Annotated in this window: 10 protein-coding genes and 1 tRNA gene; 2 read left to right on the top strand and 9 right to left on the bottom strand. The window is 70.1% G+C overall.

Annotated features, from left to right (window positions below; all coding sequences use genetic code 11):
• Positions 1–74 precede the first annotated feature (74 nt).
• The 4 genes from ACIPJ2_RS12710 to ACIPJ2_RS12695 form a co-directional block, all read right to left on the bottom strand.
• Complete coding sequence (locus tag ACIPJ2_RS12710; RefSeq protein ID WP_402729120.1) at positions 75–983, bottom strand: glycosyltransferase family 2 protein; 909 nt, start codon at positions 981–983, stop codon at positions 75–77.
• Entirely contained in the window at positions 980–1,801 is an 822-nt protein-coding gene (locus ACIPJ2_RS12705) for a CDP-alcohol phosphatidyltransferase family protein (RefSeq protein WP_402729119.1), read from the bottom strand. Before ACIPJ2_RS12705 ends, ACIPJ2_RS12710 begins: the two co-directional genes overlap by 4 nt.
• A gap of 4 nt (positions 1,802–1,805) precedes the next feature.
• Positions 1,806–2,849: a glycosyltransferase family 2 protein gene (locus ACIPJ2_RS12700; protein WP_402729118.1), complete on the bottom strand. Its 1,044-nt coding sequence runs from the start codon at positions 2,847–2,849 to the stop codon at positions 1,806–1,808.
• A 335-nt stretch (positions 2,850–3,184) separates the two neighbouring features.
• Positions 3,185–5,281, bottom strand: coding sequence for a trypsin-like peptidase domain-containing protein (locus ACIPJ2_RS12695; protein WP_402729117.1), 2,097 nt, complete (start codon positions 5,279–5,281; stop codon positions 3,185–3,187).
• A 182-nt stretch (positions 5,282–5,463) separates the two neighbouring features.
• On the opposite strand from ACIPJ2_RS12695, the gene ACIPJ2_RS12690 reads away from it, so the two are divergent.
• On the top strand, positions 5,464–6,696 hold the full coding sequence (locus ACIPJ2_RS12690) for an aminotransferase class I/II-fold pyridoxal phosphate-dependent enzyme (protein WP_402729116.1): 1,233 nt from the start codon (positions 5,464–5,466) through the stop codon (positions 6,694–6,696).
• On the opposite strand, the gene ACIPJ2_RS12685 is transcribed toward ACIPJ2_RS12690, so the two are convergent.
• Together ACIPJ2_RS12685 and ACIPJ2_RS12680 are read right to left on the bottom strand one after the other, a co-directional pair.
• Positions 6,650–7,453, bottom strand: coding sequence for a carbon-nitrogen hydrolase family protein (locus ACIPJ2_RS12685; protein ID WP_402729115.1), 804 nt, complete (start codon positions 7,451–7,453; stop codon positions 6,650–6,652). The two genes, ACIPJ2_RS12690 and ACIPJ2_RS12685, sit on opposite strands and share 47 nt — an antisense overlap.
• A gap of 23 nt (positions 7,454–7,476) precedes the next feature.
• A complete protein-coding gene (locus tag ACIPJ2_RS12680; RefSeq protein ID WP_402729114.1) occupies positions 7,477–8,073 on the bottom strand; it encodes a TetR family transcriptional regulator in 597 nt (198 codons plus the stop codon).
• Between the two features lie 107 nt (positions 8,074–8,180).
• Here ACIPJ2_RS12680 and ACIPJ2_RS12675 point away from each other — a divergent pair, with 107 nt between their 5' ends.
• Complete coding sequence (locus ACIPJ2_RS12675) at positions 8,181–9,119, top strand: aldo/keto reductase (protein WP_402729113.1); 939 nt, start codon at positions 8,181–8,183, stop codon at positions 9,117–9,119.
• Between the two features lie 156 nt (positions 9,120–9,275).
• On the opposite strand, the gene ACIPJ2_RS12670 is transcribed toward ACIPJ2_RS12675, so the two are convergent.
• From ACIPJ2_RS12670 to ACIPJ2_RS12660, 3 genes are all read right to left on the bottom strand, one after another.
• Positions 9,276–9,352 (bottom strand) — tRNA-Met (locus ACIPJ2_RS12670).
• A 62-nt stretch (positions 9,353–9,414) separates the two neighbouring features.
• Positions 9,415–12,459, bottom strand: coding sequence for a UPF0182 family protein (locus ACIPJ2_RS12665; RefSeq protein ID WP_402729112.1), 3,045 nt, complete (start codon positions 12,457–12,459; stop codon positions 9,415–9,417).
• Positions 12,460–12,687: 228 nt separating this feature from the next.
• Positions 12,688–13,797, bottom strand: a complete 1,110-nt coding sequence (locus tag ACIPJ2_RS12660; protein WP_281267228.1) for a PDZ domain-containing protein — start codon at positions 13,795–13,797, stop codon at positions 12,688–12,690.
• Position 13,798 lies beyond the last annotated feature (1 nt).

The raw sequence follows: 13,798 nt of genomic DNA, 5'->3' as shown, positions 1-13,798 counted from the left end.
CGTCGAGTCGGTTGTCGTGTCTCGTCGGTCCTCGGGCTTCGCGTCGGCCGGGCAGGGTCAGACGACGGGCGGGGTCAGACGACGGGCGGGCGGCCGGCGAGCGTCATCCGGCCGATCGTCAGCCATCCCATCGGGCGTGCGGGACCGCAGTCGGTCGCCCAGCCTTCGCGGACGCCGCCGAACCACACCCGGAGCCGTGCGGGGTGTCGCCACCAGCGTGCCACCTGGATCGCCGCCCACGACCCGACGTACAGGGGGCGGAGCGGCGCGGGCAGGTTGCGGCGGGCCAGCCAGACGCGGTTCCTGGCGTTCAGGCGGTAGTACTCGGTGTGCCGCGCCGGGTCGATCGCGGGGTGGTTCGCGACCAGGTCCCCGGCGTACCAGGTCCGTCGGCCGGCGTCCCACACCCGCCACGCGAGCTCGATGCCCTCGTGCGCGTAGAAGTACGGCGCTCCCCATCCGCCGACGACGCGGTACACGTCCATCGGCAGGATCACCGCGCCCTCCCACACCGAGAACACCGGCGACGACTCGGCGGGGTCACCCTTCCGGATCCGGGGCACCCAGCGCCGCGGGTTCGCCGTCCCGGTCGGGTCGACCACGCGCGGTTGCACGAGGCCGAGCGACGGGTCGCGTTCGAACAGGCCGATCGCATCGCGCAGGAAGGTCTCGGAGGGGATGGACGCATCGTCGTCGAGGAAGAACACGTAGTCGCCGTCGACGACCTCGGCACCGGCGTTGCGTCCGGCCGGGATGCCGACGTTCTCGGGGAGCGCCAGCGCGCGGACGCCCTCCGGAAGACCGTTCGGCTCCCAACCGTTGCCGACGCAGACGACGTCGAGCTCCACCCCCTGCTGGGCGAGCACGCTCTCCAGCCCACGGCGCAGGTCGTCCGGTCTGGTGCCCTGCGACAGGCTGACCACCGCGACCCGCGGCCGTTCGCGGTGCGCCACCGCGTGGCGTCGGAGTGTGCCGGGCGTCACGCGCGCACCCGCTTCGACGAGATGATCGCGACGAAGTGCCCGAACGTCGCGATGACGGCGAGCGGCAGGAGCGCACCAACGAGGATCCGGTCGACGAGCGGGTGCCCGACGGCCAGACCGATGAGCGCGAACACGAACGCCAGCATCGAGAGCTCGACCGAGTGGTACAGCCGGTGGAACGGCAGGAACCGTGCGACCCGGCGGAGCGACGCGAGACGACGCCCGGACGGAGCGGTCGAGGCGTCCCGGCGGTCGACGAGCTTCTCGAGCCCGGAGTTGGCACGGGCCACGTGCACCATGTCGTTGAGCGCCTTGTTGAGCACGATGACCAGCCCGAGCGCGCAGCCGATCGTCGTCCACATCCAGTCGGCGCCGTGGATCGGCCACGTGGCAGCGCGGACGCCGAGCGCGATCGGGATGAGTCCCTCGGTCGTGTAGTGCCCGACCTTGTCGAGGAACACCCCGGCGGGCGAGCGTGTCCCGCGCCACCGTGCGACCTCGCCGTCCGAGCAGTCGACGAGCATCTGCAGCTGACCGAGTACGAGCGCGAGTGCTGCGCCCCAGATCCCGGGGATGAGCAGGGCGGCCGCGACCGACCACCCGACCAGGATCATCAGACCGGTGACCTGGTTCGCGCTGATCCGGGTCTTGAGGAGCACCCAGGTCAGGTACGGCGAGACGTCACGCAGGTACAGCGAGGCGGTCCAGTGCTCGGCGTTCGCACGCGACCGGACCTCGTCCGGCTGGGCGACCGCGCGCAGTTCCGTGATCGAGGTCGGGTGCGCGTAGCCGTGCTCGGCGGGCTGGTGGTCGGTCATGGGGTCACCGTCCGGTGTGGGTCGTCAGCTCGGAGGTCCGCGTCAGGAACCCGACGATGAACCCGACCCCCCAGCCGATGTGGATGCACGGCAGCACGACGAGCAGCCATGCCCGGGTGGCCGCGTCGGAGCGTCGTGCGACCACGAGGGCACCCACGACGACGAACAGCAGGTAGACCGCGGGGACGACGAACCCGAGCAGTGCCCATGCGGCGCCGCTGTGCACCGCAGCGCCGATGATGCCGACGATCCCGGCGACGATGCCGAGCCCGAGGCCGGCGACCATGGCCGGCGGCACGAAGTAGCGGATGCCGTTGCCCGCCGGGAATCGGCGTGCGAGTTCGCCTCGCCAGAGCCCGGTCGCGACGAACTGGCGGATCAGGCGCTTGAGGCTCGGCCGCGGACGGTAGGTCACGACGAGCTCCGGCGTGAACCAGACGGTCCCCCCGGTGGTGCGCAACCGTCGGTTGAGCTCCCAGTCCTGCCCGCGCTTGATGCCCTCGTCGAAGAGCCCCACCGCGAACAGCCGGTCGCGCTTGAAGACACCGAGGTAGGCGGTCTCGGCCGGACCCGCCTGGCCGCCGACGTGGTGCGGGGTCCCGCCGAGACCGACGCGGCTGCCGTAGGCGAGTGCGACCGCCTTCTCGAACGGCGTCCGTCCCTCGGCGCGCATGATGCCGCCGACGTTGTCCGCGCCGGACTCCTGCAGCGTGCGCACGGCGATCCGCGTGTAGTCGCGGGGCAGGACCGAGTGCGCGTCGACCCGGACGACGATCGGGTGCTCCGAGGCGCGGATGGCGACGTTCAGCCCGGCCGGGGTGGAGCCGACGGCGTTCTCGACCGCACGGATCCGGGGGTCGGCTGCGCTCATCTCGGCGACGAGCTCGTTCGTGCCGTCGATCGACGGGCCGAGGGCCAGGACGACCTCGAACGGCCCCTCGTAGTCCTGATCGAGGAGGCTCGCGACGGCTGCACGGACCTCGGTGACCTCGTTGAGGACGGGCATCACGTACGAGACGCCCGGCAGGGGCTGTCCGTCTGTCTGCATGCGTTCCTCGGGGTCCTGGCGGTGAGCGACCTGAAGCCTATCAACTGCCCAACCAGCGCACCTGCGGACCACCCCGGCGCCGAGCGGGCGAAATACCCGGGCCCACCCCGCTCCCTACCCCGGTATTTCGCCCGCTCGACCGAACGCGGACCGCGCACACACCGAACGGGCGAAATACCCGGGCCCGCCGGGCGCACCACCCCGGTATTTCGCCCGCTCGACCGGATGCGGACGTTCCGCGCCCCCGCGACGCGCGCCGAGCGGTGGCCGGACCACGGACGGACGGGAGGCGCGGTGCCAGCTGGCACCGCGCCTCCCGTCCGTCCGTTCCTGCGTCAGCTCTTGCTGTCGTAGGTCCCGAGCGTCACGTCCGCCGTGCGGGTCTCCCCGTTGCGGACGTAGGTGATAGTCGTCTTCGCGCCACCCGCGAAGTAGCGAACCTGCGCGGTGAGGTCGGTCGCGTCCGAGATGGTCGCATCACCGATCTTCGTGACGACGTCGCCCTTCTGCAGGCCGGCGGCTGCTGCGGCGCCACCGGACGAGACGGACTTGATGAGTCCGCCCATCTGGGTCGCCTTGGCGTCCTCGTTCGCGTCACCGACGGTCGCGCCGAGGAGCCCGTGGGTCGCCGATCCGTTGTCGATGATCTCGTTCGCGACGCGCTTCACGAGGTTCGACGGGATCGAGAACCCGACGCCGATGCTGCCGGACTGCGAGCTCGACGAGTCCGTGCTGCCCGCGCTGGCGATCGCGACGTTGATCCCGATGAGCTTGCCCTTCGAGTCGAGCAGCGCCCCGCCGGAGTTCCCGGGGTTGATCGACGCGTCGGTCTGGATGACCGGGAGGGACACCGTGGTGCTCGCCCCGGAGCTCGATCCGTTGTCGCCGTTGCCCCAGAAGTCGAACGGGCCGCTGCCGTTGTTGCCCTGGCCCTCGTTGGAGTCGCCGCCGGCGTTCGGGTCGCTCGAAGTCACCTGGATGCTGCGGTTCAGCGTCGAGACGATGCCGTCCGTGACGGTGTTCGACAGGCCGAGCGGCGCACCGATCGCGACCGCGGTGTCACCCACGTTGAGCTTCGACGAGTCCGCGAACGACATCGGCTTGAGGCCGCTCGCGTCGATCTTGATCACCGCGAGGTCGACCGTCGGGTCGGTGCCGATGAGCTTGCCGGGGTAGATCTTGCCGTCCGACGTCGTCACCTGGATGGTCCCGCTGGAGCTGTCGCCGTCGAGGGTCACCACGTGGGTGTTCGTGACGATGTAGCCGTCCTTGCTGAGGACGACGCCCGAGCCGGTGCCGGCCTCGCTCGAGGACGACACGTTGATCGTCACGACGGAGGGCGTCGCCTGCGCGGCCACGGCGGTGACGACCGTCGCGGAGTTGTAGTCGTTGACGGTGAGGTTGCCGCCGCCGTTCGAGCTCGACGAGCTGGAGGTGGTGCTGCCGCCGTTCGACGTCGCTGCGACCCAGCCGCCACCGGCTGCACCGCCGACGAGCGCGCCGACGATGAGGCCGCCGACGACCGGCAGGACGAGCTTGGAACGGCCCGACTTCCGCTTCGTGGTGGTGTCGGTACCGGCCGCTGCTGCACCGCCGGCAGCGCCGCCGAAGTAGTAGCCGTTCGTGCGCTGCTCCGCGCCGTCGGTGTCGCCGAAGGAGCTCGAGGTCGGCGCGGGAGCCGAGGTGTTCGCCGCCGGCTGGCCGTAGGCGGACGTCGGCGCCTGCGCGGAGCCCTGCTGCGCGTACTCGCCGTACCGCGGCTGCTGGCCGTACTGACCGGCCTGCCCGTACTGGCTGTTCTGGCCGTACTGACTCGTCTGGCCGTACTGGCCCGTCTGGCCGTACTGACCATCCTGGGCGTTCTGGCTCGTCTGGCCGTACTGGCCTGTCTGGCCGTACTGGCCTGTCTGGCCGTACTGACCATCCTGAGCGTTCTGGCCGTACTGGCTCGTCTGGCCGTACTGGCTCGTCTGGCCGTACTGACCTGCCTGGCCGTACTGCGCCTCCTGGCCGTACTGCGCCTCCTGGCCGTACGGTGCCTGCTGACCGTACGGAGCCTGCTCGCCGTACGCCGCCGTCGGCTGCTGGCCGGTCTCACCGTCCGACTGCCGGGACGTGGGCGCCGCGTACGCCGAGTGGTCCTGCCCGTAGCCACCCGGCGTCTGCTGGGTGTCCTGGGTCGTCGGGTACGGCGCGGTGTACTGGCTCGTCGGGTGCTCCGAGGCGGGGAACTGCTCCGTCTCGCTCACCGTCGAGGCCGGTTCGATCACTTCGGTGTGGTCCGCGTCGCGGTGCGCGCTGGTCTCTGCTTCGCTCGGCGTCGACGCTCCAGCGTCGCCCGCCTGCTGCGCGACGTCGTCGGCGCCGACCCCTGGGGTCGTGTCGTCCTGACGGTCGTCGTCGCCGTGCCCGTTGGGCGTGGTGTCGGTCATGCTGGACGTGCTCCTTTCAAGCTCGTGCAGTCTGTCGCACGCACCTGGGCGGTCATCCTGACAGGGCTGCGAGTGCCCTATGGCGATCTTATGCGTCAGCTGTGGGCAGGATCCCGGGGCGGTCCTCGGGGACGCAGTAGGTTGGGGTCCGTTCAGCGGCACAGCGCGTCGAAGGGAACCCCATGCGGCACTCAGGACCATGGTTGCGAGCAGCGGAGGGCGCCATGCTCCTCGGCCCGGACGGCACACCGGCGCCGACGGTCTTCGCCGAGATGAGCGCCCTCGCCGCCAGCACCGGAGCGATCAACCTCGGGCAGGGGTTCCCGGACGAGGACGGTCCGGCCGAGGTGCTCGACGCCGCGGTCCGGGCGATCCGCGACGGCGTCAACCAGTACCCGCCGGGCCGTGGGACTCCGGACCTCCGGCAGGCGATCGCCGAGCACCAGCAGCGCTGGTACGGACTCGACGTTGACCCCGACCGAGCGGTCCTGGTCACCGCCGGGGCGACGGAGGCACTGGCCGCGACGCTCCTCGCCCTGGTCGAGCCCGGGGACGAGGTGATCACCTTCGAGCCGTTCTACGACGCGTACGGGGCGCTCATCGGGCTCGCCGGGGGCACGCACGTCACGGTCCCCCTGACCGCACCGGACTTCCTGCCGGACGAGGACACGCTCCGTGCCGCGTTCTCCGACCGGACCAGGGCTGTCCTGGTGAACACGCCGCACAACCCGACCGGACGGGTGCTCCCGACCGAGGTGCTGCAGACGATCGTCGAACTCGCCGAGCGGTACGACGCCGTCATCGTCACGGACGAGGTCTACGAGCACCTGACGTTCGACGTCCCGCACGTCCCGATCGCGACGCTCGACGGCGCCCGGGACCGCACCGTGACGATCTCCAGCGCTGGGAAGACCTTCAGCACCACGGGCTGGAAGATCGGCTGGCTCACGGCTCCCCCGGCACTCGTCGACGCGATCACGTCGGTCAAGCAGTTCCTGACGTTCGTCAACGGCGCCCCGTTCCAACCCGCGGTCGCCGCCGGACTCCGGCTGCCGGACGCGGTCTTCGCCGGGATCGCCGCTGACCTCTCGGCGAAGCACGGCGTGCTCGCATCCGGGCTCACGGCCGCCGGCTTCGACGTGATGCGCCCGGACGGCGGGTACTTCGTCATCGCGGACACCGCACCGCTCGGGTACGACGACGCCCGTGCCTTCTGCATGGAGCTCCCGGCACTCGCCGGGGTCGTCGGCGTCCCGGTGTCCGCGTTCGTGCGGCCCGACCGCGCGGCCGGCTACCGGTCGCTCGTGCGGTTCGCGTTCTGCAAGCGGCGCGGCGTGCTCGAGGACGCGGCCGAACGGCTCGCGGGCTTCAGCGAGCCGTCACGTCGTACCGGCGCAACGCCAGCGAGGGGTTGACCCGCCTGACCTCGTCCGTGACGGCGGTGTCGATCGTCGCCACGAGCAGACCGGGTGTGGCACCGAGCGCCGCCGTGGCGACACCGGAGGGATCGAGCACGACCGAGCCACCGATCCCGACCGGCGGAGCCTGTCCGACGCCGACGACCCAGACCGTGTTCTCGATCGCGCGGGCGGTCAGCAGCGTGCGCCAGTGGTGTTCCTTGCCGGGACCGCGGACCCACTCCGCCGGCAGCAGGACGACGTCGACCGGGGCCACCGCCAGCCGCCGCGTCACCTCGGGGAACCGCAGGTCGTAACAGGTCTCCAGACCGATGCGCACGCCGGCGACCTCGAACACCGGCAACTGCGCGGGGTCACCGGGCTCGATCCGATCGGACTCCCGGGAGCCGAACGCGTCGTAGAGGTGGACCTTCCGGTAGGTCTGCAGCACCGCGCCGTCCGCGCCGATCGCGACGAGCGTGTTCCGGAACCGGTCGACCCGGTCCGAGCGCTCCGCGACCCCGACGACGACGGCCACGCCGGTCTCGCGGGCGACCTGCTGCAGGCCCTGCACGAACGGGCCGTCGAGCGGCTGCGCTGCGGCGACGAACCGGTCGTCGATCTCGGCGGTGAAGTACGAGGTGTACTCGGGCGTGACGAGCAGGTCGGCTCCGCGGGCCGCGGCGTCGACCGCCGCCGCACGGACCGTCTCGAGGTTCGCCGTCGGGTCGTCGACCGGGGCGAACTGTGCTGCTGCGATCGTCAGGGTAGTCACGATGCCAGGCTAACCGGCTCCGGTCAGCGGACGTCGAGCACGTCGAACGACCGACGCAGGAGGCCGCTCACGTCCCGCTCGGGCCCGGTCGCCCACGCGGTGATCGCGACGTCGAAGCACCCCAGCGCCGCCTGCACGATCGTCCGCGCGCGGAGGTCCACGTCGTGCCCGCCGAGACGGTCCACGACGAGCGGCACCAGCACCTCTGCCCACGCCTGGTGCTTCTCGAGGTTGCGGGCGCGGAGCGACGGGGCACTCGTCATGACACGGATGGAGCGACGGTCGGTCTCACGATCGTCCCCACCGCGTCCGACCATCTCGACGAACGCCTCCCGCAGGGCGGTCCACACCGGTTCGTCGGCCGGACGGGAACCGAACGCCGCAGCCAGTGCCTCGCGGTGCCGCGCGGGCTCGCCGATCACCGCGTCCTCCTTCGCGGGGAAGTACCGGTGGAAGCTCCGTGTGGAGATCCCGGCCTCTGCGGCGACCTGCTCGACGGTCACGCGGTCGAACCCGTCGGCGTCGAACCGGGCGATGGCGACGGCGGCGATGCGCGCCCGGACGGCGTCGCGGGTGATGTCCCGCAGGCCCGGGCGCCGGTCGGTGCTCGTGTCGCTCATCCGTCGATCCTAGCAAGTCGGCAGATTCCGCCGCGCTTGGCAGACTCTGCCAAACATGGCGTACAGTGCCATGCACCACCACTCATCATGTCCCGGAAGGACAGCACATGGAACACCGCACCCTCGATCAGCAGGGTCTCGTCGTCGGCGCCGTCGGCTACGGGGCCATGGGCACGACGTTCGCCTACGGCCCCGGCGACGACACGGAGTCGATCGCCGCGATCCGGCGCGCGCACGAGCTCGGCGTCACACACTTCGACACCGCGGAGCTCTACGGGTGGGGCACCGGTGAGCGGCTGCTCGGCACGGCCCTCGCCCCGATCCGCGACGAGGTCACCATCGCGACGAAGTTCGGCTTCACGCCGGAGACCTTCGCGCCGAACTCGCAGCCCGACCACATCCGCGAGGTCGTGGACGCCAGCCTCGTGAACCTCGGCACGGACTCGATCGACCTGCTCTACCAGCACGTCCACGACCCCGCCGTGCCGATCGAGGACGTCGTCGGCGTCATGCAGGAGTACGTCCAGGCCGGCAAGGTGCGGTACCTCGGCCTCTCGAACACCGACGCGGAGAGCATCCGCCGTGCGAACGCCGTCCACCCGATCTCGGTGTTGCAGACGGAGTACTCGATCTTCTCGCGGGAGTCGGAGGACCTCTTCCCCGTCGTCGACGAACTCGGGATCGGCCTCGTCGCGTACTCACCCCTCGCCCGCGGGTTCCTCAGCGGCTCGGTCGGACCACGGAGCAGCTACGCCCAGGACGACATCCGGCAGTTCCTCGACTGGTGGACCCCCGGCCACTACGAGGCGAACACCGCCGTCGTCGCGGGCCTGACCGAACTGGCCGACGCGAAGGGGATCTCGCTGTCACAGCTGGCCCTCGCGTGGATCCTCGCGCAGCGGGAGGACATCGTGCCGATCCCGGGATCGCGGAACCCCGGACGGGTCGCGGAGAACGTCGCAGCAGCCGAGATCACCTTCACGGAGGACGAGCTCGCCCGCATCGACGCGCTCGGTCACGGGGTGCGCGGCAAGCGCGCGGGCTGATCCGCGACCGCTGACGGACGGGAGGCCCGGTGCAGGCCCGCACCGGGCCTCCCGTCCGTCGCGGTGCGGCTTCACGGCCCGCGACCGTCGAGAAAGCGCGCGCCGGGCACACGAAGAAGCCCCGGTCCGAAAGGACCGGGGCTTCTTGTGTCGCGTTGGTTGCGGGGGCAGGATTTGAACCTACGACCTCTGGGTTATGAGCCCAGCGAGCTACCGAACTGCTCCACCCCGCGGCACGTTGAACAGCCTACACGGCAACGGGCGGGGCACCAAATCGAGTGCCCCGCCCGTGTCGTCAGTTGCCGGAGCTGCTGCTCGCCTCGGCGTCGATGGCCGCCTGGATCGCCTCCTGCAGGCGCTTGTCCGCCTCCGCAGCGGCAACGAGGTCGTTGTCCGCGTAGGCCTGCTGGCGGTCCTGCAGTGCGGCGTTCGCGTCGTCGAGGGCCTGCTGTACGGCCGGGTTCGTCGACGTCGATCCGCTGCCGCCCGTCGACCCGGATCCCGAGCTCGACCCCGAGTCCGAGGACCCGTTGTCCGAGCCGTTGTCCGACCCGCTCGACGAACCGGAGCCGCTTGCGGCGCCCTGGTCACCCGCGGCAGCGCCCGAGTCACCGCCGAAGAGCTGGTTGAGCGCCTCGTCGAGGGTGTCCTCGAACGCGATCTTGTCGCCGAAGGCCACGAGGACCTTCTGCAACAGCGGGTAGGAACCGCTCGACGTCGACTGCACGTACACCGGCTGGACGTAGAGGAATCCGCCGCCCACCGGGAGCGTCAGCAGGTTGCCCTGCTTCACGGTGCTGTTCCCGCGCTTCAGGATGTTCAGCTCCTGCGACACCGTGGTGTCCGAGTTGAAGAGGTTCTGCACCTGCAGCGGCCCCGGGATGTTGTCGGTCTTGGGGATCGTCAACAGCGTCAGCTTGCCGTACCCCGAGGCCCGTTTGCCCTTGCCGGCACCGCCCGCATCGGAGTCGACGGCGAGGTAGCCGGTCAGCACGTTCCGGGCGTTGGAGCCGGTCTGCTGCGGGATGTACGTCGTGTACAGCGAGTAGGCGGTCCCCTGCCCCGGCACCTTCATCGTGAGGTAGTACGGGTCCTGCAGATCCGCCCTGGTCGCCGTCGTCTGCGTCCCGAGGCCGGTCGTCGTGGTCGTCGTGCTCGTGTCACTGCTGGTGTCGCTGTCGCTCGACCCGGTCGTCGGGTCGGACGGGGTCGTCCAGGCGTCGTCACCCGAGTAGAACGAGTTCGCGTTGGTGACGTGGTAGGTCCCGAGGATCGAGCGCTGCACCTTGAACAGGTCGGTCGGGTACCGCACGTGGTCGAGGAGCTCGGCGCTCATGCTCGACACCGGCTTCATCGACGTCGGGAAGATCTTCTGCCAGGTCTTCAGCACCGGGTCCTTGGTGTCCCACGCGTACAGCGTGACCTTGCCCGTGTACGCGTCGACCGTGGCCTTCACCGAGTTCCGGATGTAGTTGACCTGATCGGTCCGGAAAGTCGACGACTCGGTGCCGGCGATGCTGTCGGACAGGCTCTGGCTCTGCGAGTACGGGTACGCGTCCGAGGTGGTGTAGCCGTCGACGATCCACTGCAGGCGGTGGTCGACGATCGCGGGGTAGGCGTCGGTGTCGGTCGTCAGGTACGGCGCGACCTTCTGGACGCGCTTGATCGGGTCACGGTCGTAGAGGATCTGCGAGTCCTTGTTGACCGCGTTCGACAGCAGGATCTGCTCCGACTGGAACTTCGCCGCGTAGACGAGCCGGTTGAAGAAGTTGCCGATGCTCGGCCCGCCGTTGCCCTGGTACGTGGTGGTCGCGTTGCCGCCGTTGTCGTCGGCGCTGTCCGAGCCGGACGGGTAGTCGAGCTCGACGTTCTTCGAGCCCTTCGGTGCGCCGACGATGGAGTACGGCGGCGAGGTCTCACCGAAGTACACGCGCTGCTGGTAGTCCCCCAGTGCCCCGGTGGACGGGATGCCCGACTCGAGGAACACCGGCTTGCCGTCGCTCGCGCGCTGGTTGCCGTACGCCGCGGTCACACCGAACCCGTGCGTGTACACGAACGTACGGTTGTACTGCGTGTTCGCCGCGCTGCTCAGTCCGTCGAGGTCGATGTCGCGGACCGCGATGACGGTGTCCTCGGTCTGGCCCTTGATGTTGTAGCGGTCGACGTCGAGCTCGTCCGGGAACTGGTAGTACTGCCGGGACTGCTGGAGCTGACTGAACGTGTCCGAGACGATCTTCGGGTCGATGAGCCGGATGTTCGTGGTCGTCTGCGCGTCCTCGGCGAGGGCACCGGTGGCCGTCTCGGTCGTGGCGTCGTAGTTCGACTCCTTGACCCCGGAGACGCCGTACGCGTCACGGGTGGCGTCGATGTTCCGCTGGATGTACGCCGACTCGAACGAACGCTCGCTCGGTGCGACCTGCAGGCGCTGCACGATCCACGGGTAGATGCCGCCGATGACGATCGCCGACACGAGCAGCAGCCCGGTGCCGACGATCGAGATCCGCCAGCGGCCGATGATCGCCGTGACGATGAACAGGATCGCGACGATCGCCGCGATGCCCGCCATGATCTCGCGACCCGGGATCGTGGCGTTCACCTCGGTGTACTGCGCACCGGTGATGAGCGAGTTGTCCTTGGTCAGCGCCGCGTACTGGTCGAACCACAGGCTGAGGGCCTGCAGCGCGATGTAGACCGCTGCGGTGATCGCGAGCTGCACGCGGGCGGCGCGGGAGATGCGGACCTCTCGCCCGCCGAAACGCATCGCGCCGTACAGGTAGCTGGCGGCGAGCGCGGCCAGGCCGGCGATGAGCACGACGGCGGACGAGTACGCCACGACGGAGCGCCAGAACGGCAGCTCGAAGACGTAGAAGGCGATGTCCAGGCCGAACTGCGGGTCGGTCTTGCCGAACGGCGTCCGGTTGAAGTACTCGAGGACCATGCTCCAGCGCGGCGCGGTGGCGAGCCCGGCGAAGACGCCGAGGACCACCGGGATGCCGATCATCACGACGCGGCGGAGCGGTTCGATGACCTGCTGGTAGCGGTCGAGCTGCGAGCCGAGCTTCGCGTAGACCGGCCGGAACCGGAACGCGAGCAGGATGCTGACGTACACCGGCACGGCCATGCCGAGGAAGCCGGCGACGAACATCAGCCCGCCGGCGAGCCACCTGGTGGTCAGCACGTTCTGGAAGCCCAGCTGGGCGAACCATGCGTAGTCCGTGTACAGGCTCGCGAAGATGAAGAAGGCGATCACCAGTGCTGCGAGCACGATGATCGTGACCACGATCGGGACACGCGGCGAACGCCGTCCCGCGGTGGACGAGTTGGACGAGGTTGTCGTCACGTGATTGTGCTCCAGACGTGTCGGACCGGCAGGCCCGGCGCACCGGGCCGTCAGTGCACCGATCCTATGGGACGGGACCGACAGCGAACCTGTACCCGATCTCAGGAAGCCCGATTTCAGGAAACCCGATCTCAGGAAGGCGCCACGAGCCTCCCGGCCCGGCCTGGAGGCACGGCAGACCCCGCCACGCGACGCGCGTTGCTGACGTGGCCGGGCTCAGGGCCGCGGTCAGGACCCGCAGGTCGCCAGACCGGCCGTGCTCTTCCCGCTCGCGATGGTGTCGAGGTCGGTGACCGCCTGGTCCAGCGTCTTCACGGAGTAGACGTCGAGTCCGTCGGGGACGTGTCCGACGACCTCGTCGCAGTTGTCCGCCGGTGCGAGGAAGACGGTCGCGCCCGCGTCCTTCGCGCCGTAGAGCTTCTGGCGGATGCCGCCGATCGGACCGACCTCGCCGTCGGCGGTGATCGTGCCGGTGCCGGCGACGTGCTTGCCGCCGTTGAGCTTGCCCGGCGTGATCTCGTCGATGATCCCGAGGGCGAACATCATGCCGGCCGACGGCCCGCCGACGTCCTGGAGCTTGATCGACACGTCGAACGGGAAGTCGTAGTGCTCGACCACACCGACACCGAGCAGCGCGGTGCCGCTCTCGTCGCGCGGGGTGACCGTCACGTCCTTCGACGCGCCGTCGCGGGTGATCGTGACCGTCGCGGGGCTGGACGTCCCGTGCTTCGCCACCGCTTCCCGGAGGGTGGTCGCGTCGGCGTTCGTCGTGAGCGACGTGCCGTCGAACGCGGTGATGACGTCGCCCTTCCGGATCGTGCCGTCGGCGGCGGAGCCGTCCTGCACGGTGCCGACCTCGAGCGTCGTCGGGATCGCGAAGCCCTGCTGGATGAGTGCGGCCGCGACGGCGGACTGCTGCGAGTTCGACATGTCGGCGGCGTCCTGCTTGTTCACCTGCTCGGTCGTGGTCCCAGGGGGGTAGATCGCCGACGCGGGGACGACGGCCTGGGACTTCGTGAACAGGGCCCGGATGACGCTCGTCCAGGCGGGGCGCTGCGTGGCCGTGCCCTCGACGCTCACCGTGAGCATGTCGAGCGCGCCGGCGGTCGGGTACGTCTGGTGCCCGTCGACCTGGATGAGCTTGACGTCCTTCGCGTCCTTGCCGGTCCCCTGCCGCTGGGTCCCGATCGTGTTGAAGACCGGGCCGGGCAGCTCGATGACGTACGGGCTCGGGAGCACGCTCGCGATGATCGCCAGCACGACGGCCCCGACGACGAACGCCCACCCGACGGTCCTGGTGCGGGAGCGGCGGCGGGGAGCGGGCGCGAAGAGGGTCAAC

The organism is Curtobacterium sp. NPDC090217, from assembly GCF_044746705.1.
Taxonomy (GTDB): domain Bacteria; phylum Actinomycetota; class Actinomycetes; order Actinomycetales; family Microbacteriaceae; genus Curtobacterium.
The sequence above is the reverse complement of the archived record's forward strand: the minus strand, read 5'-3'. Positions and strand labels throughout refer to the sequence as shown.

What these genes read in the sequence shown, in the direction of transcription:
- ACIPJ2_RS12695 (WP_402729117.1), bottom strand. Translation starts at nt 5,281, where the DNA reads ATGACCGACACCACGCCCAACGGGCACGGCGACGACGACCGTCAGGAC.
- ACIPJ2_RS12690 (WP_402729116.1), top strand. Translation starts at nt 5,464, where the DNA reads ATGCGGCACTCAGGACCATGGTTGCGAGCAGCGGAGGGCGCCATGCTC.
- ACIPJ2_RS12675 (WP_402729113.1), top strand. Translation starts at nt 8,181, where the DNA reads ATGGAACACCGCACCCTCGATCAGCAGGGTCTCGTCGTCGGCGCCGTC.
- ACIPJ2_RS12700 (WP_402729118.1), bottom strand. Translation starts at nt 2,849, where the DNA reads ATGCAGACAGACGGACAGCCCCTGCCGGGCGTCTCGTACGTGATGCCC.
- ACIPJ2_RS12680 (WP_402729114.1), bottom strand. Translation starts at nt 8,073, where the DNA reads ATGAGCGACACGAGCACCGACCGGCGCCCGGGCCTGCGGGACATCACC.
- ACIPJ2_RS12705 (WP_402729119.1), bottom strand. Translation starts at nt 1,801, where the DNA reads ATGACCGACCACCAGCCCGCCGAGCACGGCTACGCGCACCCGACCTCG.